Source organism: Bacillus bingmayongensis (assembly GCF_000299035.1).
Taxonomy (GTDB): domain Bacteria; phylum Bacillota; class Bacilli; order Bacillales; family Bacillaceae_G; genus Bacillus_A; species Bacillus_A bingmayongensis.
In genome coordinates this window covers 655,142-680,778 of sequence record NZ_JH921517.1, presented here as the reverse complement: position 1 = coordinate 680,778, position 25,637 = coordinate 655,142, and the positions used below count along the sequence as shown (strand labels likewise).

At 37.8% G+C, this 25,637-nt stretch carries 25 protein-coding genes; 1 reads left to right on the top strand and 24 read right to left on the bottom strand.

The genetic code is table 11. The features are described 5' to 3' along the window. Positions 1–5: 5 nt before the first annotated feature. From Y7E_RS0110620 to Y7E_RS0110550, 15 genes are all read right to left on the bottom strand, one after another. Positions 6–233, bottom strand: a complete 228-nt coding sequence (locus Y7E_RS0110620) for a KH domain-containing protein (RefSeq protein WP_017151241.1) — start codon at positions 231–233, stop codon at positions 6–8. A 14-nt stretch (positions 234–247) separates the two neighbouring features. Continuing rightward, positions 248–520 carry a 30S ribosomal protein S16 gene (rpsP, locus tag Y7E_RS0110615; protein ID WP_000268748.1) on the bottom strand — a complete coding sequence of 91 codons (273 nt, stop codon included), beginning with the start codon at positions 518–520 and terminating at the stop codon, positions 248–250. Positions 521–621: 101 nt separating this feature from the next. After that, positions 622–1,971, bottom strand: coding sequence for a signal recognition particle protein (gene ffh, locus Y7E_RS0110610; RefSeq protein ID WP_017151240.1), 1,350 nt, complete (start codon positions 1,969–1,971; stop codon positions 622–624). 12 nt (positions 1,972–1,983) lie between these two features. Further along, positions 1,984–2,316 (bottom strand): putative DNA-binding protein, encoded by a 333-nt coding sequence (locus Y7E_RS0110605; protein ID WP_000891062.1) that lies wholly within the window; start codon positions 2,314–2,316, stop codon positions 1,984–1,986. A 133-nt stretch (positions 2,317–2,449) separates the two neighbouring features. Beyond that, the gene (gene ftsY / locus Y7E_RS0110600) at positions 2,450–3,439 is read right to left on the bottom strand and encodes a signal recognition particle-docking protein FtsY (protein WP_017151239.1); all 990 of its coding nucleotides are present in this window, start codon (positions 3,437–3,439) and stop codon (positions 2,450–2,452) included. Positions 3,440–3,453: 14 nt separating this feature from the next. Next, positions 3,454–7,026, bottom strand: coding sequence for a chromosome segregation protein SMC (gene smc, locus Y7E_RS0110595; RefSeq protein ID WP_017151238.1), 3,573 nt, complete (start codon positions 7,024–7,026; stop codon positions 3,454–3,456). A 148-nt stretch (positions 7,027–7,174) separates the two neighbouring features. After that, positions 7,175–7,912, bottom strand: a complete 738-nt coding sequence (rncS, locus tag Y7E_RS0110590; protein WP_017151237.1) for a ribonuclease III — start codon at positions 7,910–7,912, stop codon at positions 7,175–7,177. Positions 7,913–7,971: 59 nt separating this feature from the next. Continuing rightward, on the bottom strand, positions 7,972–8,205 hold the full coding sequence (gene acpP, locus Y7E_RS0110585; RefSeq protein WP_000786063.1) for an acyl carrier protein: 234 nt from the start codon (positions 8,203–8,205) through the stop codon (positions 7,972–7,974). Between the two features lie 71 nt (positions 8,206–8,276). Further along, on the bottom strand, positions 8,277–9,017 hold the full coding sequence (gene fabG / locus Y7E_RS0110580; RefSeq protein ID WP_017151236.1) for a 3-oxoacyl-[acyl-carrier-protein] reductase: 741 nt from the start codon (positions 9,015–9,017) through the stop codon (positions 8,277–8,279). Beyond that, the gene (gene fabD, locus Y7E_RS0110575) at positions 9,011–9,961 is read right to left on the bottom strand and encodes an ACP S-malonyltransferase (RefSeq protein WP_017151235.1); all 951 of its coding nucleotides are present in this window, start codon (positions 9,959–9,961) and stop codon (positions 9,011–9,013) included. Before fabD ends, fabG begins: the two co-directional genes overlap by 7 nt. A gap of 14 nt (positions 9,962–9,975) precedes the next feature. Then, positions 9,976–10,968 (bottom strand): phosphate acyltransferase PlsX, encoded by a 993-nt coding sequence (plsX, locus tag Y7E_RS0110570; RefSeq protein WP_017151234.1) that lies wholly within the window; start codon positions 10,966–10,968, stop codon positions 9,976–9,978. Next, entirely contained in the window at positions 10,965–11,558 is a 594-nt protein-coding gene (gene fapR, locus Y7E_RS0110565) for a transcription factor FapR (protein WP_017151233.1), read from the bottom strand. Before fapR ends, plsX begins: the two co-directional genes overlap by 4 nt. A gap of 89 nt (positions 11,559–11,647) precedes the next feature. After that, complete coding sequence (gene recG / locus Y7E_RS0110560) at positions 11,648–13,696, bottom strand: ATP-dependent DNA helicase RecG (RefSeq protein WP_017151232.1); 2,049 nt, start codon at positions 13,694–13,696, stop codon at positions 11,648–11,650. Positions 13,697–14,109: 413 nt separating this feature from the next. Further along, positions 14,110–15,786, bottom strand: coding sequence for a DAK2 domain-containing protein (locus Y7E_RS0110555; protein WP_017151231.1), 1,677 nt, complete (start codon positions 15,784–15,786; stop codon positions 14,110–14,112). A 22-nt stretch (positions 15,787–15,808) separates the two neighbouring features. After that, positions 15,809–16,171 (bottom strand): Asp23/Gls24 family envelope stress response protein, encoded by a 363-nt coding sequence (locus Y7E_RS0110550; protein ID WP_000021111.1) that lies wholly within the window; start codon positions 16,169–16,171, stop codon positions 15,809–15,811. A gap of 377 nt (positions 16,172–16,548) precedes the next feature. Here Y7E_RS0110550 and rpmB point away from each other — a divergent pair, with 377 nt between their 5' ends. Beyond that, positions 16,549–16,737 carry a 50S ribosomal protein L28 gene (gene rpmB / locus Y7E_RS0110545; RefSeq protein WP_000124776.1) on the top strand — a complete coding sequence of 63 codons (189 nt, stop codon included), beginning with the start codon at positions 16,549–16,551 and terminating at the stop codon, positions 16,735–16,737. 71 nt (positions 16,738–16,808) lie between these two features. Here rpmB and spoVM read toward each other — a convergent pair whose 3' ends face one another. The 9 genes from spoVM to fmt all read right to left on the bottom strand — a co-directional run bounded on the left by spoVM (position 16,809) and on the right by fmt (position 25,631). Next, a complete protein-coding gene (gene spoVM / locus Y7E_RS29485) occupies positions 16,809–16,889 on the bottom strand; it encodes a stage V sporulation protein SpoVM (RefSeq protein ID WP_001213600.1) in 81 nt (26 codons plus the stop codon). A gap of 66 nt (positions 16,890–16,955) precedes the next feature. Then, positions 16,956–17,597 carry a thiamine diphosphokinase gene (locus tag Y7E_RS0110535; RefSeq protein WP_017151230.1) on the bottom strand — a complete coding sequence of 214 codons (642 nt, stop codon included), beginning with the start codon at positions 17,595–17,597 and terminating at the stop codon, positions 16,956–16,958. A gap of 106 nt (positions 17,598–17,703) precedes the next feature. Continuing rightward, positions 17,704–18,348 (bottom strand): ribulose-phosphate 3-epimerase, encoded by a 645-nt coding sequence (gene rpe / locus Y7E_RS0110530; RefSeq protein WP_017151229.1) that lies wholly within the window; start codon positions 18,346–18,348, stop codon positions 17,704–17,706. A gap of 2 nt (positions 18,349–18,350) precedes the next feature. Next, complete coding sequence (gene rsgA / locus Y7E_RS0110525) at positions 18,351–19,232, bottom strand: ribosome small subunit-dependent GTPase A (protein ID WP_017151228.1); 882 nt, start codon at positions 19,230–19,232, stop codon at positions 18,351–18,353. 291 nt (positions 19,233–19,523) lie between these two features. Further along, positions 19,524–21,497 carry a Stk1 family PASTA domain-containing Ser/Thr kinase gene (gene pknB / locus Y7E_RS0110515; RefSeq protein ID WP_017151226.1) on the bottom strand — a complete coding sequence of 658 codons (1,974 nt, stop codon included), beginning with the start codon at positions 21,495–21,497 and terminating at the stop codon, positions 19,524–19,526. Positions 21,498–21,505: 8 nt separating this feature from the next. Then, positions 21,506–22,258: a Stp1/IreP family PP2C-type Ser/Thr phosphatase gene (locus Y7E_RS0110510; protein ID WP_017151225.1), complete on the bottom strand. Its 753-nt coding sequence runs from the start codon at positions 22,256–22,258 to the stop codon at positions 21,506–21,508. 4 nt (positions 22,259–22,262) lie between these two features. Then, on the bottom strand, positions 22,263–23,351 hold the full coding sequence (gene rlmN / locus Y7E_RS0110505; protein ID WP_017151224.1) for a dual-specificity RNA methyltransferase RlmN: 1,089 nt from the start codon (positions 23,349–23,351) through the stop codon (positions 22,263–22,265). Positions 23,352–23,355: 4 nt separating this feature from the next. After that, positions 23,356–24,690: a 16S rRNA (cytosine(967)-C(5))-methyltransferase RsmB gene (gene rsmB / locus Y7E_RS0110500; protein ID WP_017151223.1), complete on the bottom strand. Its 1,335-nt coding sequence runs from the start codon at positions 24,688–24,690 to the stop codon at positions 23,356–23,358. Continuing rightward, complete coding sequence (gene fmt / locus Y7E_RS0110495) at positions 24,687–25,631, bottom strand: methionyl-tRNA formyltransferase (protein WP_017151222.1); 945 nt, start codon at positions 25,629–25,631, stop codon at positions 24,687–24,689. The genes rsmB and fmt overlap by 4 nt, the downstream gene beginning before the upstream one ends. Between the last annotated feature and the right edge of the window lie 6 nt (positions 25,632–25,637).

The window sequence follows — 25,637 nt, the reverse complement described above, 5'->3', positions numbered from 1 at the left end:
AATATTTATTGAATTTCCAGTGTAACTTTTTCATGATTATGATGTCCCACTGAATACAAGAGCATTCGAATTGCTTTTGCAACTCGCCCTTGCTTTCCAATGACTTTCCCAACATCCTCAGGATGTACAGTTAATCGATATTTTATCTCTCCGTTGCAAAGTTCCTGTGTAACCTTTACATCTTCAGGATGATCTACAAGAGGCTTGACGATCGTTTCGATTAACCCTTTCATAGCCATTGCCTCAATTACTTACCTTGTTTAGATAAGTGGAATTTCTCCATGATACCTTGGTTAGAGAAAAGATTACGAACTGTATCAGATGGTTTCGCACCGTTTCCTAACCATTTTAATGCTGCTTCTTCGTCGATTTTCACTTCAGCTGGTTGAGCAACTGGATTGTAAGTACCGATTTCCTCGATGAAACGTCCGTCACGAGGAGAACGAGAATCTGCAACAACTACACGATAGAAAGGAGTCTTTTTAGCTCCCATACGTTTTAAACGAATTTTAACTGCCATTTATAAAGCACCTCCGAATTTATTTCACACAGATAATTATATTAGCAAAAAGACTATTGCTTTGTAAAGTATTTTTTCTTAACAGAGCCATCTTTTTTTCCTTACATAAATGGAAACTTCAATCCACCTAGTCCTTTTTTCTTACCTTTTTGCATGCCCGTCATCGTCTTCATCATTTTTTTCATATCTTCAAACTGTTTCAGTAGACGATTGATTTCTTGTACGGTTGTACCGCTACCTTTGGCAATACGTTTTTTACGACTAGCATTGATTATTTCCGGTTGTTCTCGCTCTAGGATTGTCATAGAACGAATAATTGCCTCAATATGCCCAATTTGTTTTTCATCAACTTGTGCATTTTTCAGCCCTTTAATTTTATTTGCACCAGGAAGCATCCCTAGCAATTCATCAAGCGGTCCAAGTTGACGCACTTGTCCAAGTTGCTCAAGGAAATCATCTAACGTAAACGAAAGCGTACGCATTTTTTGCTCAAGTTCTTTTGCTTTTTCTTCATCAACTGTAGCTTGCGCTTTTTCAATTAATGTTAGAACATCACCCATACCTAAAATACGGGATGCCATACGTTCAGGATGGAATGCTTCAAGTGCATCTAACTTCTCACCCATACCAGCAAATTTAATTGGTGTATTTGTTACCGCTTTAATAGATAATGCTGCACCACCGCGCGTATCACCATCTAATTTCGTTAAAACAACACCTGTTAAACCTAACTGTTCATGGAAACTTTGTGCAACATTGACCGCATCTTGTCCCGTCATCGCATCGACAACTAGGAAAATTTCATCCGGTTTCGCAACTTCTTTCACTTTCGCTAATTCATCCATTAGTTCTTCATCAATATGCAGACGACCTGCTGTATCGATTAAGACATAATCATGATGATCTTCTTTTGCTTTTGCAATCGCTTGTTTCGCAATTTCAACAGGACTTACTTGATCTCCTAATGAGAAAACAGGCATGTCCAATTGCTTCCCTAATGTTTCAAGCTGTTTAATCGCTGCTGGACGGTAAATATCTGCCGCAACAAGCATTGGTTTACGATTATGCTTTTTACGAAGCAAATTCGCAAGCTTACCTGTTGTTGTTGTTTTACCTGCCCCTTGAAGTCCAACCATCATAATAACAGTTGGTGGCTTATTAGCGACAGCAATTTTACTTTGCTCTCCGCCCATAAGTTCTGTAAGTTCTTCCTGTACAACTTTAATTACTTGTTGCCCAGGTGTCAAACTTTTCATTACATCTTGTCCGACAGCACGCTCAGACACACGCTTTACAAAATCTTTTACTACTTTAAAGTTAACATCCGCTTCTAAAAGAGCAAGACGAACTTCTCTCATCATTTCTTTTACATCGGCTTCAGAAACTTTTCCTTTGCCGCGGATTTTTTGCATCGTCTGTTGAAGTCGGTCGGCTAATCCTTCAAATGCCATATTGCCGCCCTCCTAATCTAATTTTTCGATAGCTTCAACAACTTGTTTCATTTCTTCATTCACATGCTCTTCTTCGCTGATTAGCTGTTTTAGCTTTGCAACAAGTCGCTGTCGCTCTTGAAACTTTTGAAGTAATACTAATTTTTCTTCATATTCTTCAAGCATCGCTTCAGTCCGTTTAATGTTATCATACACGGCTTGGCGACTTACATCAAATTCTTCCGCAATTTCACCAAGAGATAAATCATCTAAATAATAAAGCGACATATAACTTCTTTGTTTTTGCGTTAACAACGATTGATAAAAATCAAATAAATAATTCATTCTCGTTGTTTTTTCGAGCATGTTGGATCATCCTTTGTTAAGTGATTTCCCTTTACATGTATTAGTTTACATGGAGTATAAAAGAGTGTCAAGTTTTTTTCTTAACATGATATATTTTTTATAAAAAAGAAGCGAAAACACCGCTTCTTTCACTTTATGCTTCTTCTTTTTCTACTAAGTTCGCAAACAAACCGTATACATACTGTTCTGGATCAAATTGCTGCAAGTCGTCCATTTGCTCTCCAAGACCAACGAATTTTACAGGTACGTCCATCTCATTACGAATCGCTAATACGATACCACCTTTAGCAGTTCCGTCTAATTTTGTTAGAACAATACCTGTCACGTTTGTTGCTTCGCGGAATGTTTTCGCTTGACTTAAACCATTTTGTCCTGTTGTCGCATCAATAACAAGTAACACTTCATGAGGAGCACCGGGAACTTCGCGTTCAATAACACGTTTCACCTTCTCTAGCTCTTTCATTAAGTTTACTTTATTTTGCAAACGTCCTGCTGTATCACATAATAGTACATCTACTTTACGAGCCTTTGCAGCTTGTACAGCGTCATACATAACAGCTGCTGGGTCAGAACCCGATCCTTGCTTGATAACTTCCACACCAACACGGTCGCCCCATACTTCTAACTGTTCAATTGCTCCTGCACGGAACGTATCCCCTGCTGCTAATAAGACAGACTTACCTTCTGTTTTAAACTTATGAGCTATTTTACCAATTGTTGTTGTTTTACCAACACCGTTAACACCAACAAATAAAATAACAGTTAATTGGTCTTGTTGCATGTTAAGTTCATTACTGAAGTCTTCTTCACCTTTGTAAATCCCTACTAATTTTTCCGAAATAACAGCTTGTACTTCTTTCGGATCTTGAATATTGCGGCGTTGTACTTCTTCCTTCAGCTGATCAATAAGCTCCATTACTGTTGCAACACCAACATCTGCCCCAATTAAAATTTCTTCTAATTCCTCAAAGAAATCCTCATCGACTTTACGATAGCGATACACTAAATCATTTACTTTATCCGCAAATGATTTTCTTGTTTTTTCTAACCCTTGCTTAAACTTTTCAGTTACAGTATCTGTTTGCTGTGAAATCTTTTCTTTTAATTTTTTAAAGAAACTCATTCTTCTCATCCTTCCTACTCACTTGTAACAAGCTCTTCTTCCCCATCACCTAAACGAACGGAAACAAGCTTAGATACACCTGATTCTTGCATCGTTACCCCATATAGTACATCGGACTCTTCCATTGTACCTTTTCGGTGTGTAATAACAATAAACTGCGTTTCATCACTAAATTTCTTCAAATACTGCGCGAAACGAGCTACATTCGCTTCATCAAGAGCAGCCTCTACCTCATCTAGTACGCAGAACGGAACAGGTCGTACTTTTAAAATACCAAATAGCAATGCAATTGCAGTTAAAGCACGTTCTCCCCCTGACAATAAACCTAAATTTTGCAATTTCTTACCTGGTGGCTGCGCTACAATATCAATGCCTGTATTTAATAAATCTTGCGGATTCGTCATTACTAAATCTGCTCTTCCGCCTCCAAATAATTCACAAAATACAGATTGGAACTCTGTTCGGATCGCTTGGAATGTAGTAGAAAACCGTTTTTTCATTTCTTCATCCATTTCCGTTATAACTTGGTGCAGTGTCGTCTTCGCCTCTTCCAAATCATCCCGTTGCTCTAGTAAGAATGTATGTCTTTCGGCTACACGTTCATATTCATCAATTGCTCCTAAATTCACTGTTCCAAGCTCTTCAATGGATAATTTAATTAGTTTCACCTTTTTACGCGCATCCTCTGCAGGCATCGTCATTGTATATTTCAGTTTTGCTGCTTCAAATGAGATAGTATACGTTTCGCGTAAATGTTGCAATCTATTTTCTAATTCAACATCAAGACGATTGATTTTCACTTCTTGATCTTTTAAAATCTCGAGAACATATTTATATCGCCCTTTCGTCTCTTTAACTTCACGCTCTATATGTTCTACCCGTTCTTGTAGGGCCAGACGTTGCTCACGACGGGAACTAATTAATTCCGATGTTTGATTTCGATCGTGTGCTTTCTTTTCAATCATATTGGTAATTTGCTCTTCACCGCTTGAATTTGATGTCATTTCTTGCTTTAAGAACGCTAAATCTTCTTTTGTTTTTACAAGTGTTCGCTGCGTTTCTTCTTGTTCTTTCGTCAAACGATCTACTTTCTCTTTTTGATTAGACAAACGTTGCTGCTTTTCTGCTGCTTGTACTTTCAGCTCCGTCATCTCCGTTTGAACTTTTTCTTTCGAAGAATGTTGCTCACTTTTCTGCTTTGTTAAAGCAGAAATTTTTTCATCCAGCCCTGTAATTTCTTTTTGAAGGCTCGCTAAAATTCCTTCTAACTCTTCTTTGCGCCCTTGCATTTTGACTTGATCTTGTAAAAATCCTTCTATTTCTAAATCATAGATAGATAAACGATCATTAATGCGATGCTCTTCTAACTCTAACTGATTAATTTCTTCTTTTAATTTTTGTTCATCTACACGCTCTTGTTCCGCATCTTGACGTAATTCTTTTATCTTAACTTCTTTTTCTTGAATTTCTTGTTTTAACGCTTTAACAAAATTTTCTAGCTTAGAAGTTTTTTCTTCCATTTCAGCAAGTTTCTTGCTCCACTCTTCTAATTCTCGCTGACGTCCTAATAAAGATGATTTAGCTTGCTTCACAGCTCCACCAGTCATAGAACCACCTGGATTTACAACATCGCCTTCAATCGTTACAATACGGTAGCGATATTGCAATTGCTTTGCGAGCTCATTCGCACCTCTTAAATCTTTCGCAACAACGACCGTTCCTAATAAATTTGAAACTATGTTTTCATATTTATTATTATAATGTACTAATTCTGCTGCAACGCCTACAAATGATGGATGTTGTTTTGCCATTCTTAGCTGTTCAAAAGATAAAGATCTTCCCTTAATAACTGCCTGCGGTAAAAACGTTGCACGACCATGGCGATTTTGTTTCAAAAAGGCAATTGCCTTGCGAGCATGCTCTTCAGTTTGTACAACAACGTGTTGCATTGCTGCACCAAGTGCAATCTCCATCGCAATTTCATATTCCTTCGGTACAGTAAGTAGTTCAGCTACCGCACCTTCAATGCCATGAAGTTTACTTTCACGTGCTTTTAATACCTCACGTACACCTTGATAAAATCCAGAATAATCTTCTTGCATCTCTTCCAGCATTTCTTTTCGAGAGCGAGCTTGTTGAACAAATTGATACGCTTGATACAATTTTGTTTCATTTTCACTATATTGCGCCTTGCATTTTCCAAGCGCCGCTTCTGTTTTTTGTATATTTGTAATAACGCTTGTCACTTTCTCTTTTACTTGTTCATAACTCTCTACAACTTTTCCCTTTTTAGCTGTAATTTGCATACGCATTTGTACATACTTTTCATTTTCTTCATCAAGGCGTTGATTTTTAGAATTTTGTTGTTTGAATTGTTCCTCGAGCATAGATAATTCATTGCGGCTACTTGCTTGTTGATTTAAAAGTTCAATATAATCACCTTTTAAATGCTCAATTTGCTCTTCCAGGTTTTCTGCATATGTAGAAAGAAGTTTTTCATTTTCATGTAGTTTCTGTTCCAACTCTTTTACCTGATCTGCAAATTTCATGAGTTCTTCTGTACTTGTTTCGATTTCCCCATCGTAAGCCTTGGCTTTTTCTGCCAACTCAATAATTAACTGCTCGAGCTGTGCGCAGTGCGTTGTTGCATTTTGCTTTCGTTCCTTTAACAATTCACGCTGCCCTTCTAATTTTTCTAGCTCTTTACTAGAAAGAAGGAGCACTTCTTGCAAGGAATCTACAGATTCATCAATCGCTTGCAATTGCCCGCGTAATTCTTCGAGCTCTGCTTCACTTTTTTGTAAATGCGTTGACATTTTTACTTCTTCATCTTTATTGTGTCCAAACTGATTTCTAAGCGCTTCCCATTTTTCATGTAATTCTTCAATTTCATATACAATGAGAGCCGCCTCTACTTTTTCTAGTTCTTCTTTTTTCTCAAGATAGTCTTTCGCAATAGAAGCTTGTTTTTCGAGTGGCTCTACTTGACTGCTTAATTCGTGAATAATATCTTGTACACGATTTAAGTTTTCTTGTGTTTCTGCTAATTTCCCTTCAGCTTTCTTTTTACGAAGTTTATATTTTAATACGCCTGCTGCTTCTTCAAATACACCGCGACGCTCTTCAGATTTACTGCTTAAAATTTCTTCTACTTTCCCTTGGCTAATGATTGAGAAAGCTTCTCGCCCCATACCAGAGTCCATGAATAAATCAATAATATCTTTTAATCGGCAAGATTGTTTGTTAATAAAAAAGTCACTATCTCCTGAGCGGGAAACACGGCGCGTAACACTCACTTCATTATACTCAATTGGTAAACGTTGATCTTCATTATTTAAGGTTAATGTTACCTCCGCAACATTAACTGCTCTTCGCGTATCACTTCCTGCAAAAATAATATCCTCCATCTTCGCACCGCGTAATGATTTTGCAGATTGTTCACCAAGTACCCAGCGGATCGCATCAGTAATATTACTCTTTCCACTTCCGTTTGGACCAACTACAGATGTTACACCCGGAACAAAATCAACAGATACACGCTCCGCGAAGGATTTAAATCCTGCTATTTCTAATCTCTTTAAAAACACGAAAGGCCTTCCCCCTATTCTCCGCTGCTATAGTCTATGTCTGTAACAACCAGCTACTGTACGGATTCATATTTATCTTTTTATATCCAAATAAAAATAAAGTTTCATTCTATGCATAAGGAATCCCCCTCATTGAAAGGGGGATTCCTTATGATTGTTCTTTTAACTTTTTCAACGCCTCTGCAGCAGCTTGTTGTTCTGCTTCTTTTTTCGACTTACCGCTACCAAGACCAAGAGCCACGCCATTTAATGTAACACGTGACACAAATTCTCGATTGTGAGCAGGTCCTTTTTCTTGCAAAATTTGATACTCAATGTTACCGCTACCATCACGCTGAATTAATTCTTGTAATTGACTCTTATAATCCATCACATGAGAAAAAGCACCTTCATTAATTTTTGGATATACAATTTCTTTTAAGAATTCCCAAACTGTATCCAATCCTTGATCAAGATAAAGGGCACCAATAAACGCTTCAAAGACATCCGCTAATAAAGCTGGTCGTTCACGCCCGCCTGTCATTTCTTCACCTTTTCCTAATAGAACTAGATTTCCAAATGACAATTCATTCGCGAAACGAACAAGAGATGGTTCACACACAACAGCTGCACGCAACTTTGTTAGTTCTCCTTCGCTCATTGTCGGATATTTTTGAAACAAATACTGTGATACAGTTAGTTCCAATACAGCGTCTCCAAGAAATTCAAGACGTTCATTGTCTTCATGTGGCTTTTTTCGATGCTCATTCACATACGATGAATGCGTAAATGCTTGAATCAATAATTTTTCGTCTGTAAACGTAATACCTATTTTTTGTTGAAACGTTTTAAAAGCTTCACGATATTTTGTTTCATATTTTTTTTCTCTATATTTTCGGTATGGCATAGGTCCCTCCAGATATAAGCCGAGAAAGCCCCGCTATAAAACGGGACTTCACTCAAACATTATAGATGACTCTCTATGTAAGTCACAGCATCGCCAACAGTAGCAATTTTTTCTGCTTCTTCATCAGAAATTTCCATTTCAAACTCATCTTCTAATTGCATTACAAGTTCAACTACATCTAGGGAGTCTGCACCTAAATCTTCTTTAAAGCTTGCAGCTGGTACTACTTCTGTTTCTTCTACTCCTAAACGATCCACGATGATTTTCGTTACACGCTCTAAAACATCTGCCATAATTCATTCACCTCCCCTCAAATATTATATTAAATATTTCACAAAAAAACTAGGTGAAATCGTTTCTTTTATTACATTACCATACCGCCATCAACATGTAATGTTTGTCCTGTAATATATTTGCTATGATCAGCAGCAAAAAATGTTACAGCATTCGCAATATCTTGCGCCTCTCCAAACTTAGCAGCAGGGATCAATTTCAACATTTCTTCTTTTAAATTTTCTGCCAATACGTCCGTCATATCGGTAGCAATAAATCCAGGTGCGATGGCATTTACAGTTATATTTCTACTAGCTAATTCTTTAGCAGACGTTTTTGTCAATCCTATTACACCTGCTTTTGCAGCAACGTAATTCGCTTGACCAGGATTTCCTGTAACACCAACAACAGAAGCAATATTAATAATACGGCCATGACGTTGACGCATCATGTAGCGAGATACTGCTTTCGTACATAAGAATACACCTTTTAAGTTTGTATTAATAACTGTATCCCATTCTTCTTCTTTCATACGCATTAATAAATTATCTCTCGTTACACCTGCGTTATTCACAAGAATATCAACTTTCCCAAATGTGTCAACAGTTTGTTTTACCATATTTGCAACATCTTCACCATTTGCAACATCAGCTCTTACCGCGATTGCTTCTGAGCCAAGTTTTTTTATTTCATCGACTACTTCATTTGCTTTTTGTTCATTACCAGCGTAGTTTACTACAACCGTCGCACCTTGCTTTGCTAAATCAATTGCAATTGCACGGCCAATCCCGCGTGATGCACCTGTTACTAATGCTACTTTCCCTTTTAACATCCGCTTTCTCCTCTCAAATTTGAAATGGTATCTTTCAATGTCTCTTCATCATATATCGCATATACTTTCACAGATGGAGCGATTGATTTCATAAGACCAGCTAACACTTTTCCAGGTCCAATTTCAATAAACGTGTCTACCCCTTGCTCTACCATACGTTCAATCGATGGGTACCATAAAACAGGTGAATAGAGTTGTTCAATTAGCTTTTCTTTAATCTCTGCGCTACGCGTAATACAGTCTGCCGTAACGTTTGCAACAACTGGAACATTTGCATTTTGGATTGTAATTTCATTTAAAACACTTTGAAATTTTTCAGCTGCTGGTTTCATTAATGAAGAATGGAACGGACCACTCACACGGAGCGGAATCGCTCGTTTTGCACCTTTTTCTTTCACTCTTTGAGAAGCCAATTCTACTCCTTGTTTCGTTCCAGAAATGACAATTTGCTTTGTACTATTCATATTAGCAATTTGTACAGCATAACCTTCATTCGTTACTTCTTCTGTAACTTGTTTTAGGACATCCGGATCAGCTCCTAAAATAGCTGCCATTGCCCCTTCTCCACCCGGCACAGATTCTTCCATATATTCACCACGTTTTCTCACAGCATACACAGCATCTTCAAATGTCAATGCTCCAGCTGCTACAAGCGCGCTATATTCACCCAAACTATGCCCTGCCACGTAGTCTGGTGTAATATCATATTCTTTCAAAGCTGTTAAAATCGCAAAGCTGGTCGTCAACAATGCAGGCTGTGCATTTGTCGTTAATGTCAGTTTTTCCTGCGGCCCTTCAAAAATCACATCTGAAAGAGACTCTTGTAAAACTTCATCCGCTTTTTGAAACACTTTTGCAACCTTTTTATGATTCTCCGCTAACTGTCTACCCATTCCAACTGCCTGTGAACCTTGGCCCGGAAAAAGAAATGCTAATTTTCCCATTTCAAATCCTCCTCTTATCGGAGCGGCTCTTTCTCCATTACACTTGAAATTGTAGGAATTACTTCTTTCGCTACCATTTCTCTCGTTTGACGAATCGCACTGAATATCGATTGAGCATTAGAAGAACCATGAGCCTTAATGACAGGAGCTTTCAATCCAAATAATGCTGCTCCGCCATACTCCGAATAATCCATTTTATCTTTTAATCTCATAAGTTTCGGTTTTAATACTGCTGCTGCTAATTTACTTGTAAACGAACTCATTAATTGTTCTTTTAGCATAGAGAACAACGCAAGTGCTGTTCCTTCTAATGATTTTAATGCTACATTCCCAGTAAAACCATCACATACAACAACATCCGCTACGCCTTGCAGTAAGTCTCTTGATTCAACGTTTCCAACAAAGTTAATCGGCGCATCTTTTAACATAGCAAATACTTGTTTTGAAAGGTCGTTTCCTTTTCCATCTTCTGTACCAACATTTAAAAGCCCAACGCGTGGATTTTGAATCCCTCTTACTTTTTCAGCGTAAACAGAACCCATAACCGCGTATTGATATAAATGAATCGGTTTTGCGTCGACATTTGCTCCAACATCTAGCATAACAAAGCCTTCTCCATCAACAGTTGGCATTGTAGGTGATAAAGCTGGTCGTTCAATCCCTTCCATTCGTCCTACCACAAACAATCCCGCGGCCATTAAAGCTCCTGTACTACCCGCTGATATACAAGCATCTGCTACACCTGTCTTTACTTGTTGTGCTGCAAGTACCATTGAAGCTTGTTTTTTACGGCGAACAGCTCTTACCGGCTCGTCTGTCGCTTCAATCATTTCGTCTGTATGAAGTATAGTAATACGCTCTTCATTTGTTAAATACTGACGAATTTCCTCTTGTTTCCCTACTAGGGTAATATGTAAATCCGAATATTCCTTAATAGCTTTCATTGCTCCTAATACAACTGCTTTTGGAGCGTGATCGCCGCCCATTGCATCTATTGCGATTTTCATAAATTGTTACCTTCCTCACTATAATTACTAGATCGATACATTTCAAAAGTGCCTGAAAAAACAAGTTCTTCGCCAACAAAGCTACGCACTTTTACAACCGTCCGACCTTTATCATTCTCCACATCTTCAACGCGCGCTTTAGCAACAACACGTTCTCCTAATTTTACAGGACGAATATATCGAATGGTAGACTTTGCAGTTAAAGCTAGTTCTTCATCAATAACTGCAACAGCTAGTGAGTTTGCTTGAGCAAATAAATGATGCCCACGTGCAATTTGATTTCTTTTAAATACATGCTCCATCTTCACTTCAAAAATAGAAATTGCATGTCTATCTAATTCTATATCAATAATTTCTCCAACTACCTCTTCTAACGGTAAAGATTTCACATCTTCTTCATGCTGCCGTGTCGCTACATGTTTAATTCGCTCTCTTAACTCTGGAATGGATAATTCCATCCGATCAAGGCGAACTGTTTGTATACTTACTTGAAACTGCTCTGCTAACTCTTCATCCGTTATAAACGGATTCGTTTCTATCGTTTGTTGTAATAACGCTTGTCTTTCTTTCTTACTTTTTCTCTTTTTCATACCGCACCATCCATTTTTATGACTAGGTACTAACAGTAGTATATAATCATTAAAAGTAGAATGCAACAAAAAGTTTACACATTCTATTTTTAATCGAGCTTTTCTCCTTGAAATACACCTGTCCCTTCAAGATATACGCGGAGTGCAGCATACTGCTCGTTATGCCAAAACGCTTCTGAATCAACCAGTATGGCCGCATCTTGTCTCGCTGTTTCCAATGCTCGATAATCATGTACCATATCAGCTACCTTAAACTCTGGTAGACCACTTTGTTTACTTCCAAAGAAATCTCCAGGACCACGTAACTCTAAATCTTTTTCCGACAATACAAATCCATCATTTGTTTCCGTCATAATGCGCATGCGTTCTTTCCCAGTTTCCGATTTCGGATCTGCGATTAACAAGCAATATGACTGCTCACTTCCACGGCCAACACGACCTCGAAGCTGATGCAATTGCGATAAACCAAAGCGCTCCGCATCATAAATTACCATAACTGTTGCATTTGGCACGTTAACACCAACCTCAACTACAGTTGTTGAAACAAGAATTTGCACTTTATTTTCACTAAATTGCTCCATTACATCTTCTTTTTCTTGAGAAGATAAACGTCCGTGCATTAACCCAACCTGAAACTTCTCTTGATAGTGATGCATCAGCATACTATGCAAATCAATTGCATTTTGCACATCAAGCTTCTCAGATTCTTCAATAAGTGGACAAATTACATAAGCTTGTCTCCCCTTCTTCACTTCCTTTTCCACGAAGCCAAGGACACGCTCTAACATGTCATGTTTTGCCCAATACGTTTCAATCACTTTACGCCCAGCCGGCATTTCATCAATAATAGAAACATCCATCTCTCCAAAAGCAGTAATCGCCAATGTACGAGGAATTGGTGTTGCTGTCATAAACAACACATCTGGACTTTCACCTTTCTCCCGTAAAACGCGGCGCTGCGCTACACCAAAACGGTGTTGTTCGTCAGTAATAACAATTCCAAGTCTATGGAAAATGACCTCATCCTGAATTAAAGCATGTGTCCCAACAAGAATATCTATTTCTCCCTGTTCAAGTTTCGCTAAAACTTCACGACGACGTGCGCCTTTAACTGAACTCGTTAACAATTCCACATTCATATTAAAATGCGAGAACGTCTCTGCTAGTGATTGATAATGTTGCTCAGCTAAAATTTCTGTAGGTACCATCAACGCCCCTTGATAATGCGCAAGTTTTGCTGCATAAAGAGCAATTGCAGCTACGACTGTTTTCCCAGATCCAACATCCCCTTGTAATAACCGATTCATTCGATAAGGAGACTGCATATCTTTCATAATCTCAGAAACAACGCGACGCTGTGCACCAGTAAGTGGGAATGGAAGCGCATCAGTGAACTCTTCTAATTCTTTCATTGAAATATCTTTTTTCGTCCCCTTCGAACTCTCTCTTTCCATTTTACGTAGCGCTTGCATTTTGAGCTGGAATAAGAAAAATTCTTCATATACAAATCGGCGACGTGCCTGTTTTAAATCTTCTTGACCAACTGGGAAATGCAGTGCCCGAAGAGCTTCATATCGAGGCAACAACTTGTAACGGCTCAGCAAACCATCTGGCAATACTTCAGTTATAGAGTTACCGTATTCTTTTAATGCTTGCGCAATAAAACGACGCATTTGTTTTACTGTTAATTTCCCTTTTACTGAATACACAGGTTCCACTTCTTGCTGACGTACGACTGGACCAAAGTGAAGTTCGGATACAGAAATCGTTTGACGATGCTGATCCCATTTACCAGTAATCGCCACCGTTTCATCAAGCTTTAATTTTTGCTTATAATACGGTCTATTAAAACATACAGCCGTAATTAAATAACGACCAACAAGTACGCGAACAGTAAGACGCGATTTCTTCTTCCCATAATATTGTAATAATGGAACACTATGTACCTTTCCTTCCACTGTTACACGTTCTTCATGCTTCACTTCTGCCAAATCTTTCATCGCATAGTCTTCATAACGGTACGGAAAATGCTCTAATAGATGAGAAACTGTATAAATCCCCATCTCATGTAATAATTCAGATGTCTCTTCCCCGATTCCCTTTACATCCGTAACAGGAACTTGCACAACTTCATTCAAGATTTTCACGCTCCGTCACATCATTTTCTTATTTTTACTCAAATATAATCTGCATACCTATATGAATATATAATTCCATATACTTTACACATTTACTGTCCTAACTTAATCGCTCTCTTTTGCCTTTTCTATTCTATCATAAGCATTCTAAAAGAAACTAGCCTTATACATTATCACCTATACAATGGCCCTTCCCTTCCATGAACCTAAATGCTTACTTAAAATATTACGAGCAAATTATGCTTCACCCGAAGAAAGATATACGAAAGAAAAGAGCCTTACTATAGCAGCAAGGCTCTTTTTTATCATCATTATGCTAGCCTTTTGAAAAAGAACCGCTGACAATATATTGCCGCTAGCTCTTGCTCATTAGCAAGTAAAACCGTTCATCTCTGCGAAGAAAGAGATTCAACTTATTCTACAGAGAATATGAAAGAATATACAGGTTGATTTCCTTGGTGAACTTCTACCTCTACATCTTCAAATTTCTCTTCTACAAATGCAACTAACTCTGCCACTTCTTCATCTGTTGCATCTTCACCTTGCAAGATCGTTACGATTTCAGAATCTTCATCGATCATGCTTTCTAGCAATTGTTTCGCTGCACCTACTTTTTTAGCATTTGTAGATACAATTTTCCCATCTGCAATACACATGAAATCATTTTTTTGAATCGCTACACCGTCAATTTCCGTATCACGAACCGCATACGTAATTTGACCTGTTTTCACATGTGCTAGTGCTTCTTTCATGTTCTCTTCGTTTTCTTCTAACGTTCCAGCCGGATTAAATGCCAACATCGCAGCCATTCCTTGAGGAACAGTTTTCGAACGAACAACAATCACTTCTTGATCAACAACAGATGCAGCTTGCTCTGCCGCCATCACAATATTACCGTTATTCGGTAAAATAATGATTTTTTCAGCATTCGCCTCTTCGATTGCCTTTACGATATCCTCCGTACTTGGATTCATCGTTTGACCACCTTCGATAACCTCAGTTGCCCCAATGCTCTCGAATAAGTTCTTAATACCCGATCCCATCGCTACAGTTACAATACCGTACGGTTGCTTTTCTTTTGGCACATTCACTTCTTCGTGCATCGGTGCTGGCTCGTCTAATAAAGCAGTATGCTGTTCACGCATATTTTCTACTTTAATTTTAATTAAACTACCATAACGTTGACCGTAGTTCATCGCATCACCAGGATGTTCTGCATGAATATGAACTTTTACAACTTCATCATCCGATACAACAAGTAATGAATCTCCATAAACACTAATATCTTCACGGAATTTTTGTTCAGAGAAATTATGTTCTTTCATTTTCTCAGACTCTAATTTCACCATGAATTCCGTACAATATCCGTATTTAATGTCTTCTGTACTCAATTGGCTTTGTACACTACGGTGATGTTCTGCACGTACCATTTCATTCATAGATGGTTGCACAGGTAACTCAGAAGAAATTGTTTCTCCCTTTAAATCAGCTAAAAAGCCTTCGTATACAACAACAAGACCTTTACCACCGCTATCTACAACGCCAACTTGTTTTAATACAGGTAATAAATCTGGCGTACGATTTAACGATGCATTCGCTTCTTTTACAACGTCTTCCATAAACAAAACAAAGTCGCGCTGTTTTTTCGCAACTGTGACTGCATATTTACCCGTTTCTCTTGCAACTGTTAAAATCGTTCCTTCAATCGGCTTCATAACCGCTTTATACGCCGTTTCTACACCAGCTTCTAAAGCTGCCGCAAAATCAACTGTTGTTAATTCTTCTTTTTGTTCGATGGATTTAGAGAAACCACGGAATAACTGAGATAAAATAACACCTGAGTTACCACGAGCTCCCATTAATAATCCTTTTGCTAAACTTACGCCGACTTTACCAGCATGCTGTGAAGGGTTTGCTTTTACTTCACGCGCACCTGAAGTCATTGATAAATTCATATTTGTACCGGTATCGCCATCTGGAACTGGAAAAACGTTTAATGCATCAACAAGCTGAACATTGTTTGTTAAATTATTCGCTCCTTGAATAATCATTTGTGATAAACGTTTTCCATCAATTTTTTGAATTGACACAGATTTTCCTCCTTAATGCACATTACAAGTTTATTACTTTAACTCCTTGTACGTAGATGTTTACAGAATCTACTGCTAGTCCTACCGTTTGGTCTAATGTATATTTCACTTTCGTTTGGACGTTATGTGCTACCTCTGAAATTTTTGTACCGTAACTCACAATAATATACATATCAATATGTACTTCATCTTCGTCTTTACGAACAATAACGCCTCGAGTGAAGTTTTCTTTTCGTAAAATTTCGGTTAATCCATCTTTTAATTGATTTTTTGAAGCCATACCAACGATACCGTAGCAATCTACCGCGGCACCTCCAGCAATCGTTGCAATTACATCTGTACTAATATCAATTTGACCGTACTTCGTTTTAATTTCAATTGACATCTCTTTTCCCCCTTCATAAATGGTGAAAGTGAGCTAGACTACTTTAATTACTATCATATAATCTTTTTAAAGAAAATTCCATCGTTCTTTCTTTTCGCCCTCATATTTTATGCTTATTATTACACTTTTCTATGACGAGCAAAATAGTCCATTGTTATTATACAACATGTACCACTATAATATGTCAAGCAATTTTTCTTGATTTCTACTTTTCTTTACTGACCTTTAGTGTCAAGTAATTTTTCTTGATTTCTTTTTTATACACTGTTGCATTCTCTTTTTAGTTGTGTTAAATTATAGTAGTGTTTTTAGCATCGCATAAAAGACTAACATTGAAAAATTACGTATGGTAAGGTAGTTAAGGGAGGGAAATATAGATGGCTCGTGTTTGTGCTATTACTGGAAGAAAAGCTCGTTCTGGTAACTCTCGTTCTCACGCAATGAACGCTACAAAACGTAAATGGGGCGCTAACCTTCAAAAAGTTCGCGTACGCATCGACGGTAAAGTTCAACGTGTTTACGTTTCTGCTAGAGCATTAAAATCTGGCAAAATCGAACGTGTTTAATAATAAAAAAAAGAGCCAATAGGCTCTTTTTTTATTATCCTCATGAAAAAAGCACCATTAATGGTGCTTTTTTAGTCCTTTTTAAAGGTATTTAACACCGCGCGAACAATTCCACCAAGAAATTTAGGTAACTTAATTGTATAAAATCTCATGGTTTCCCTCCTAATCCCCATTACTCCACTTGTTTACTATATGATGCGAGTAGCAAAAGTGTTTCTTCAATCAGTGCTTCTTATCACCATTAATATGCCAGAAGTAAATGAAAAAGTACCTTTTTCCGCAATGAGTTCATTACTAATACAAAGCGTTGATCCCCATTCTATCGTTTTATCAGTAAGAGGATATTTAAAGCCACGAAGTGTAATACCTTTTACAATTTCGGTAACAGGCACAAAGGATACGTATGGAAATTGTTCATTTTCTTCAATTATATATGTACCTGCTTTTTTTACAGAGATTTCATTTTTATTGTCAACGATATACATTTCAGTATATGCTTCTAATCCTTTTAAAAGCATTTGTATATTCGCCAATCCATGATCAAGCCTTCCACCTGTAGCACCAAAAATACGAATTAAATCCGGTTTTTGCTCCAATGCCCAATGGATTGCGATTTCTAAATCCGTTTGATCTTTTTCACGCGGAACAATATGTAACTCCTCTGTCTGTTTTTGCATCCACGCTAATTCTTCATCTGTAACCGAATCATAATCACCAAATGCAACTGTTGGCGCGATCCCTCTTCGCAACAAACGATATACACCACGGTCAACCGCTGCCCATATCACTTTCTCATTTTCATATAGAGAGAAATCAGCACAGTATTCCTCAGGTCCTCCAGCTAAAATATGAATAATCATCTTTTCTTCCCCTTCTATAGAAAAAGGCAATCTGCCAGTCGGTAGATTGCCTTTTTCACATTTTTCCCGTTCTAACAGGTCATGAAAATTTTCTTACATCTATTCCTTATCCACGAATTAGGCGAATTGCCTCACCGCGGTCTTTTTGATTGTATACTGCTGATCCAGCTACAAGGACATTTGCTCCAGCTTCTACACAAAGTCTCGCAGTCTCAGCATTTACACCACCGTCAACTTCGATTTCTACTTGTAAATTACGCTCTTTGACCATTTCCGCAACTTGTTTAATTTTCGATAATACAGAATGAATAAACTTCTGTCCACCAAATCCTGGATTTACTGTCATAAGTAATACCATATCAACATCTTCCAATACGTGTTCGATCATTGAAACTGGTGTATGTGGGTTTAATACAACTCCAGCTTTGATACCATGTGATTTAATTAATTGAATTGTACGATGTAAATGTGGACATGCCTCTACATGAACAGTAATAATATCCGCTCCAGCTTTTGCAAAAGTAGGGATATAGTTATCAGGATTTTCAATCATTAAATGTACATCTAATGGTAATGATGTAATTGGACGAATTGCCTCTACAATTAACGGACCAATTGTAATGTTCGGAACAAAGTGTCCATCCATTACATCAACATGGATATAGTCCGCTCCGCCTTTTTCTACATCTTTAATTTCTTCCCCTAATCTTGAAAAATCTGCTGATAAAATCGATGGTGCAATTTTAATCATGACTAATACCTCGGCTTTCTCTCTCTAATTTCTTCTACGAATTGTTTGTAATGTTCGTAACGATATTGGGTAATCTTCCCTTCCTCAACCGCAACTTTCACCGCACATTTTGGTTCAGAAAGATGTGTACACCCTCTAAATTTACAATATTGACTCTCTTCTTTCAACTCTGGAAAACAATGTGTAAGATCTTCTACTTCTATATCAATAAAATCAAGGGAACTAAAACCAGGTGTATCTGCAACAAGCCCACTTCCAACCTCAATTAATTCTACGTGTCTTGTCGTATGCTTACCACGCCCTAAATGTGAAGAAATATCGTTTGTTTTCAGCGCTAAATCTGGTCGTAATACATTTAACATGGATGATTTCCCTACACCAGATTGTCCTGCAACCACTGAGACACAGCCTTCTAAAAATGGTTTTAAAATATCAATACTTTCCGATGTATTTATAGAAGTAAATAATACATCATATCCCATTTCACGATAATCATTTGCATAAGATTCAACAGTTTCTCGCACTTTTTCATCGACTAAATCCATTTTACTAATACAAATAATTGGTTTAATGTTATGATATTCAATTAATACTAGAAATCGATCTAATAATCCTGGGTTAAAATCTGGTTCAACTGCTGAAAAAACAAGGATTGCTTGATCAACATTGGCAATTGGCGGTCTAACAAGTTCATTCTTCCGCTCAAAAACCTCTAAAACATAGCCTTCATTCGGATTATCCGCTTGAAAAACTACTTGATCTCCTACAAGCGGTGTAATTTTATTTTTTCTGAATACACCACGACCACGGCATTGTGTAATGCCGCCTTCATGCTGCACATAATAAAAACCACTTAAAGCTTTTACAATTTTTCCTTCTGCCATATAATTCTCCTTTATTCTATATAAAGTGAAATTGTTATCAGCCTCTCCCTACATTTATCCCTTCCTTAAAGCCTTGAGACGGGGTACTGCCAGCGAATACTGGATAACACTAACTATCTATCAGTTCAGATTATCCTTTATTTCGACTTCACTTTTATGGCTATTCTTCTATTTCAAAACGTAATTTCTTGCCCTTTTTGCCGTCCGCTACGTTACCAGCATAACAGGCAAGAGCAACAAATTCCACCCTCCATACAAAGAAGGTGGAATCCACCAAATGGATTCACACCTTTACTGGGCTGGATATGGCACTTCTTTATCAATAATTGTCGTTCCATCTCGAACAATTTTGTAATGACCTTTTGTTCCTTCTTGGATCACAAATTCCAAAGAAATAGTAGCAGATTCTGTTATTGTTCGGGTTTCAATTGGTTTATCCATTTTTTGCTGCATATCTTCTTTATAAATTTCAATTGTTTGTGGCTTTTTCTCACCTTCTGCGGGAGCCTCATACGGAAGCGAAATGTTATCAACTTTTACAGTCTTCGTTACTTTCGGCTTTGGTCCATCCGAAATAGTAACCGTTACTTTATCTTCTTCTTTTAACGGAGTCCCTGGTTTTGGTGATTGTGAGACCACCAAACCTTTCTCAACTGTATCCGAATACTCTCTTTTTATATTAGGGACAAGTTTATTTTCATTCAAATAGCTATTCACATAATTTTCAGTCCATCCTGAAAAATCACCAAGTCTAATTTGATAAGGACCCTTGCTTATCCAAACTTTCACCTCTTGCTCCGCTTCCACAACCATTTGATCTGCCGCTGGACTTTGGTCTAGAATTTGACCTTTTGGTTTATCACTTTCAATATAGGATGGAACAATAATTTTATATTTCCCTTCCAATTCGTCCTTCAAACTATCAAAATCTTTTCCGATTAAATTGCTCATTTTACTCTTTTTTTTCCCGCCGGATTGATAGATTGTAATTTTAGAACTTTCCTTTACAACCCTTCCTGCTGCCGGACTTGTTTTAATCACTTGCCCAGCTTCAACATCATCTGTATAAACAATGTTTGGCTCAGCAACTTCAAATCCTTTCTCAACAAGAGCATTAACAGCAGTCTCATACTTCATACCAGACACATCAGGAATTTTCACATCTTTTGGGATAAAGAATCCTGGAATTACCGTAAGCGCTAACGTTGTACCGATTGCTAAAAGTAAAAATGTTGTAATTAATACTTTCAACCATTTGTTACTCCGCTTTTTTTCCACATTCGGTTTGATTTCTTCATTTTTTATCTGTTCATCCGCTTTGCTTCCATTCAATACAATTGTTTCATCACTTACATTTCCAAATAATTGTTCTTGTTGAATAATTGGAATCGCCTTCGTCGCTTCCATATCTTTAGGTATATAAAATGGTTGTTCGTTTATACGTTCTGGATAAAGTGCTGTTTCAATATCTCTTTTCATTGCATTAGCAGACTGATATCGATGGAACGGATCTTTTGCAGTTGCTTTTAAAATAATATTTTCTACACTTTGCGGAATATCTGGATTCCAGCGTTTTGGAGATGGTGTTTCATTTTGTAAATGTTTTAAAGCTATCGCAACGGCGGACTCCCCTGAAAACGGTTGTCGCCCTGTTAACAATTCAAACATAACAATGCCAAGTGAATAAATATCCGATTGTTTATTCGCTATCCCTCCACGCGCTTGTTCTGGTGACAAATAATGAACAGAACCGAGCACTGAGTTCGTATGGGTTATCGTCGTTGCACTTGTAGCTGTCGCAATTCCAAAGTCCGTCACTTTCACAACGCAATCATTTCGAATGAGGATGTTATGTGGTTTTATATCTCGGTGGACAATTTCAAAATGATGAGCATGTGCCATTGCAGATGTTAACTGCTCCATAATATCAAGAGCTTCCCCAATAGGTAACATCCCACGCTGATCTATGTATTGCTTTAATGTTTGTCCAGGTACATATTCCATGACAAGATAATAAATTCCATCTTCTTCCCCAACATCATACATATTCACAATATTTGGATGCGACAACGTTGTAACAGATTGCGCTTCTCGATGGAAACGTTTAATAAACTCTTCATTATTTGCATAATCGAGTCGTAGTATTTTTACCGCTACATCCCGGCCTAGTATATCATCATGAGCCAAATATACATTGGCCATTCCTCCGCCACCAATCATTTTCAGCAGCTTATAACGGTCGTTTAGGCGTTTTCCAATCAGCACGTTGTAATTCACCTACTTTCGTTTGCCGAATCCGCATAATCAACAATAACAAGGGTAATATTATCTTCTCCACCACGATCATTCGCAAGTTGAACAAGATACTCTCCCTTTGTCTCGAGTTGTTCGTTTAATTGCAAAATCTTTCGCATATCATCCATTGCAACTTTATTTGATAATCCGTCAGAGCAAAGAAGCAGTTGATCATTTTCTTCTAACACTAATGTTTTAACATCTAATCCAACTTTTTCTTCTGTTCCAAGCGCTCGTAAAAGCACATTCTTTTTTGGATGATACTCTGCATCCTCTTTTGAAATCTCACCATACCTGACAAGTTCATTTACAAGTGAATGGTCTTCAGTTATAAGTGAAATCTCCCCATCTGATAACATGTAACACCGGCTATCTCCTATGTGTCCAATTGTTACAAATCCCGCTGTACAAATTGCAACAATAACAGTAGTTCCCATACCATTGCACTCTGTATGCTTTTTCGAGTATTCGTATACCCTCTCGTTAATCATTTTAACATTTGTATGTAGCCATTCTTCTGCCTTTTTTGGTATATCCATATTATACGTTTGCTTCCAATAATCATGGAATAGTTGAATGGCCATCGAGCTAGCAACATCGCCTGCTCGATGACCTCCCATTCCATCAGCTACCACCGCTAAAATATCTCCATCTAAATTATGAAAAACTCCTGCACTATCTTCATTATGTTGACGAACTTTTCCTTTATCCGATAGAAACACGGCTTTCATCTTGTCACCTCGTCTCTTCTTTGCGCTCCTTTGCACGCAACTGACCGCAGGCAGCATCAATATCATGACCTTGCTCACGACGAATCGTTACATTCACTCCACGGTCTTTCAACGTTTTTTCAAATAAGAAAATTTGTTCACGTGGTGTTCTTACGTAATCGCGTTCTGGTACATAGTTTACCGGAATTAAGTTTACATGACATTTTACACCTTTTAAAAGTTGAGCCAATTCTTCAGCATGCTCAACTTGGTCGTTTTCTCCTCCAAATAAACCATATTCAAACGTAATACGACGCCCAGTTCTATTTACATAGTATTTAATAGCTTCCATTAAGTCAGGTAGCTTATAAGCACGGTTAATCGGCATTAACTTTGAACGTAATTCTGTATTTGGAGCGTGCAATGAAATCGCAAAGTTAATTTGCATATCTTCTTCAGCAAACTTGTAAATTTTCGGAATGATTCCACTTGTTGAAACCGTCATATGACGCGCACCAATATGGATTCCTTTTTCATGGTTGATAATGCGTAAAAACGACATTAAGTTATCGTAGTTATCAAACGGCTCTCCAATTCCCATTACAACAAGAGAACTCACGCGCTCATCCGTCTCATCCAGCGCACGTTGAACCTCTACTACTTGCGCTACGATTTCTCCAGCCTCTAGATTTCGCTTTAAACCACCTAGTGTTGATGCACAGAATGTACAACCAATTCGGCAACCTACCTGTGTTGTTACACAAATGGAATTTCCATATTCATGTCGCATTAATACCGTTTCAATAGAATATCCATCGTACAATTGGAATAAAAATTTAATTGTTCCATCAGAAGATGTTTGCTTTACTAACGTATTTAAAGTAGTAATATCAAAGGAATTCGACAATTTATCACGCAATCCTTTGGAAAGGTTTGTCATATCCTCATAATTTTTTACACGTTTTTTATATAGCCAATCAAAAATTTGACCTGCACGGAATTTCGGTTCACCTTGTTCCTTTAACCAATCTTGCATTTCATGAAGTTGTAAAGAGTAAATAGATGGTTTTTTTGTTTCTAAATTTTTCTTTTGTTTTTTTACAGTCGTTTCCATGATGCTACACCTTCTTTCTTAAACAAGCAATATAAAAGCCATCTGTTGCAAAATAATGCGGTAAAATTTGTACTTGTCCATCATTTATATAAGGACGTAGTTTTTCTGGCATGCGCTCTTTCATAGTAGTATCCCATTCAAATTCAGGATGCTCTTGTAAAAATCGCTCTATCACTTGTTCATTTTCTATTTTTTCAATTGTACATGTACTATAAACAAGGCGACCACCTGCTTTTAACAGTGGAGCTACCTTTTCTAGTATCGATAGTTGAATTGTCGACAATCTTTCGCTATCGCCTTTTTCTTTACCTAATTTAATATCAGGTTTACGTCTGATTACACCGAACCCAGAGCACGGTGCATCTACTAATATTTTATCAAAGCTTTCGTTTGCAAAATGCTCTTGGACTTTTCTTGCATCAAGGGCCTTTGTTTCAACATTTTCTAAGCCAAGGCGCTTCGCTTGTTGCTGAATTAACCGAACTTTATGCGGATGTAAATCCAGTGATGTTACCTGTCCAGTTCCCTTTAAACGCTCTGCGATATGTGTTGTTTTCCCACCAGGCGCCGCGCAGCTATCAAGAACCATATCTCCTTCTTCTGGTTCCAAAGCACGCGCAACAAGCATAGAGCTTTCATCTTGAATAGAAAGGAAACCTTTTTGAAACGCTTCTGTATGCGCTACGTTTCCTTTTTCAATTTGGATAGCATCTTCGGATAAATCACCACGTTTTGCCTCTACACCTTCATTTTCTAACAAGACAATCGCTTCTTCTACTGTTCCTTTATCGACATTTACACGCGCTGCTGAAACAGGTGGAAGCAAGTTCACTTTACACATTTTTTCCGCTGTTTCTAAATCATATGCTGCCGTCCACTCTTGTACAAGCCACTCAGGATGGCTCGTCGCAACAGAAAGTCGTTTTACAGGATCTTGTATTTCTTCTACAGCCGGTACACCTTCACGTTGAATCGAGCGCAGCACTCCGTTTACCATTCCCGCAATCCCTTTATGGCCACGACGTTTTGCGATTTCAACTGCTTCATGAATTGCCGCTCTTTCTGGAACACGGTCTAAATATATCATTTGATATAAGGAAAGACGTAATAAGACTTTTACCCACGCCTCCACCTTTTTTCTTAAAAATGGTTGTAAATAATAATCCAGCGTATCGCGACGTTGAATTGTTCCATAAACGATTTCTGTTAACAACCCAACATCTTTTCTATCAATTTGACTCTTCTCAATCAAATTATTTAAAAGTAAGTTACTATAAGCACCGCTTTTTTCAACTTGTATTAAACCATCGAGAGCTAACTCACGAACATTTTGTCTCATGCGTCTTCTCCTAACTTCGTACCAATTTCAGGTTTGGTTCCACGTAAAAATTGTGAACAACTCATACGTTTTTTACCAGATGGTTGCAACTCAGTAATTTTAACCCCAGTTTCATTTCCTGTTGCCACAACGAAACCATCTTCTTCAATCGCTACAATAGAACCAGCTTCAGCCTGCATGGTTACAGGAACTTTTTCGCCCCACCATACTTTTACAACTTGCCCTGCTAAAGTTGTATAAGCAACTGGCCACGGGTTTAAACCACGAATATGATTGTAAACCTCTTCTCCTGTTTTCGTCCAATCAATCTTTTCTTGCTCACGTTTAATATTGTAAGCGAATGTTGCTTCATCCTCATTTTGTTTAATCGGCTCTAATTTTCCTTGTATTAAAAGTGGAACAGTTTTTGATAATAAGTGCGCTCCAGCCTCACTTAATTTATCAAATAATGAACCAGTTGTTTCACGCTCTTCGATTTCCACTTCTACTTGCGTTAAAATATCGCCAGCATCTAATTTTTCTACCATATACATAATCGTGATACCTGTTTTTTCTTTTCCTTGTATGATGGAATAATGAATTGGTGCACCACCTCGAAGTTCTGGAAGCAATGAAGCATGAACATTAATACACCCATACTTTGGTGCTTCTAAAATTTCGTTTGGTACAATTTGTCCGAACGCAGCTGTCACAATTAAATCAGGCTCTAATGCCAATACTTTTTCATATTCGTCTTGTTCACGAATTTTTAACGGTTGTAACACCGGGATACCATGTTTTTCCGCTTCAACCTTAACAGGTGTTGGTGTCATAACCTTTTTTCTGCCCACTGGACGATCAGGCTGCGTTACAACACCAATCACATCATATCCATCTTCAATAAGACGACGAAGCACCGGTACAGAAAAGTCCGGTGTTCCCATAAACACTACTTTTATCATTCAAAG

Excerpts from the sequence above, each read along its gene's own strand:
- Y7E_RS0110620 (WP_017151241.1), bottom strand. The coding sequence starts at position 233 with ATGAAAGGGTTAATCGAAACGATCGTCAAGCCTCTTGTAGATCATCCT.
- rpsP (WP_000268748.1), bottom strand. The coding sequence starts at position 520 with ATGGCAGTTAAAATTCGTTTAAAACGTATGGGAGCTAAAAAGACTCCT.
- ffh (WP_017151240.1), bottom strand. The coding sequence starts at position 1,971 with ATGGCATTTGAAGGATTAGCCGACCGACTTCAACAGACGATGCAAAAA.
- Y7E_RS0110605 (WP_000891062.1), bottom strand. The coding sequence starts at position 2,316 with ATGCTCGAAAAAACAACGAGAATGAATTATTTATTTGATTTTTATCAA.
- ftsY (WP_017151239.1), bottom strand. The coding sequence starts at position 3,439 with ATGAGTTTCTTTAAAAAATTAAAAGAAAAGATTTCACAGCAAACAGAT.
- rncS (WP_017151237.1), bottom strand. The coding sequence starts at position 7,912 with ATGCCATACCGAAAATATAGAGAAAAAAAATATGAAACAAAATATCGT.
- acpP (WP_000786063.1), bottom strand. The coding sequence starts at position 8,205 with ATGGCAGATGTTTTAGAGCGTGTAACGAAAATCATCGTGGATCGTTTA.
- fabG (WP_017151236.1), bottom strand. The coding sequence starts at position 9,017 with ATGTTAAAAGGGAAAGTAGCATTAGTAACAGGTGCATCACGCGGGATT.
- fabD (WP_017151235.1), bottom strand. The coding sequence starts at position 9,961 with ATGGGAAAATTAGCATTTCTTTTTCCGGGCCAAGGTTCACAGGCAGTT.
- plsX (WP_017151234.1), bottom strand. The coding sequence starts at position 10,968 with ATGAAAATCGCAATAGATGCAATGGGCGGCGATCACGCTCCAAAAGCA.
- fapR (WP_017151233.1), bottom strand. The coding sequence starts at position 11,558 with ATGAAAAAGAGAAAAAGTAAGAAAGAAAGACAAGCGTTATTACAACAA.
- Y7E_RS0110550 (WP_000021111.1), bottom strand. The coding sequence starts at position 16,171 with ATGTCAATTGAAATTAAAACGAAGTACGGTCAAATTGATATTAGTACA.
- rpmB (WP_000124776.1), top strand. The coding sequence starts at position 16,549 with ATGGCTCGTGTTTGTGCTATTACTGGAAGAAAAGCTCGTTCTGGTAAC.
- spoVM (WP_001213600.1), bottom strand. The coding sequence starts at position 16,889 with ATGAGATTTTATACAATTAAGTTACCTAAATTTCTTGGTGGAATTGTT.
- Y7E_RS0110535 (WP_017151230.1), bottom strand. The coding sequence starts at position 17,597 with ATGATTATTCATATTTTAGCTGGAGGACCTGAGGAATACTGTGCTGAT.
- rpe (WP_017151229.1), bottom strand. The coding sequence starts at position 18,348 with ATGATTAAAATTGCACCATCGATTTTATCAGCAGATTTTTCAAGATTA.
- rsgA (WP_017151228.1), bottom strand. The coding sequence starts at position 19,232 with ATGGCAGAAGGAAAAATTGTAAAAGCTTTAAGTGGTTTTTATTATGTG.
- Y7E_RS0110510 (WP_017151225.1), bottom strand. The coding sequence starts at position 22,258 with ATGAAAGCCGTGTTTCTATCGGATAAAGGAAAAGTTCGTCAACATAAT.
- rlmN (WP_017151224.1), bottom strand. The coding sequence starts at position 23,351 with ATGGAAACGACTGTAAAAAAACAAAAGAAAAATTTAGAAACAAAAAAA.
- rsmB (WP_017151223.1), bottom strand. The coding sequence starts at position 24,690 with ATGAGACAAAATGTTCGTGAGTTAGCTCTCGATGGTTTAATACAAGTT.
- fmt (WP_017151222.1), bottom strand. The coding sequence starts at position 25,631 with ATGATAAAAGTAGTGTTTATGGGAACACCGGACTTTTCTGTACCGGTG.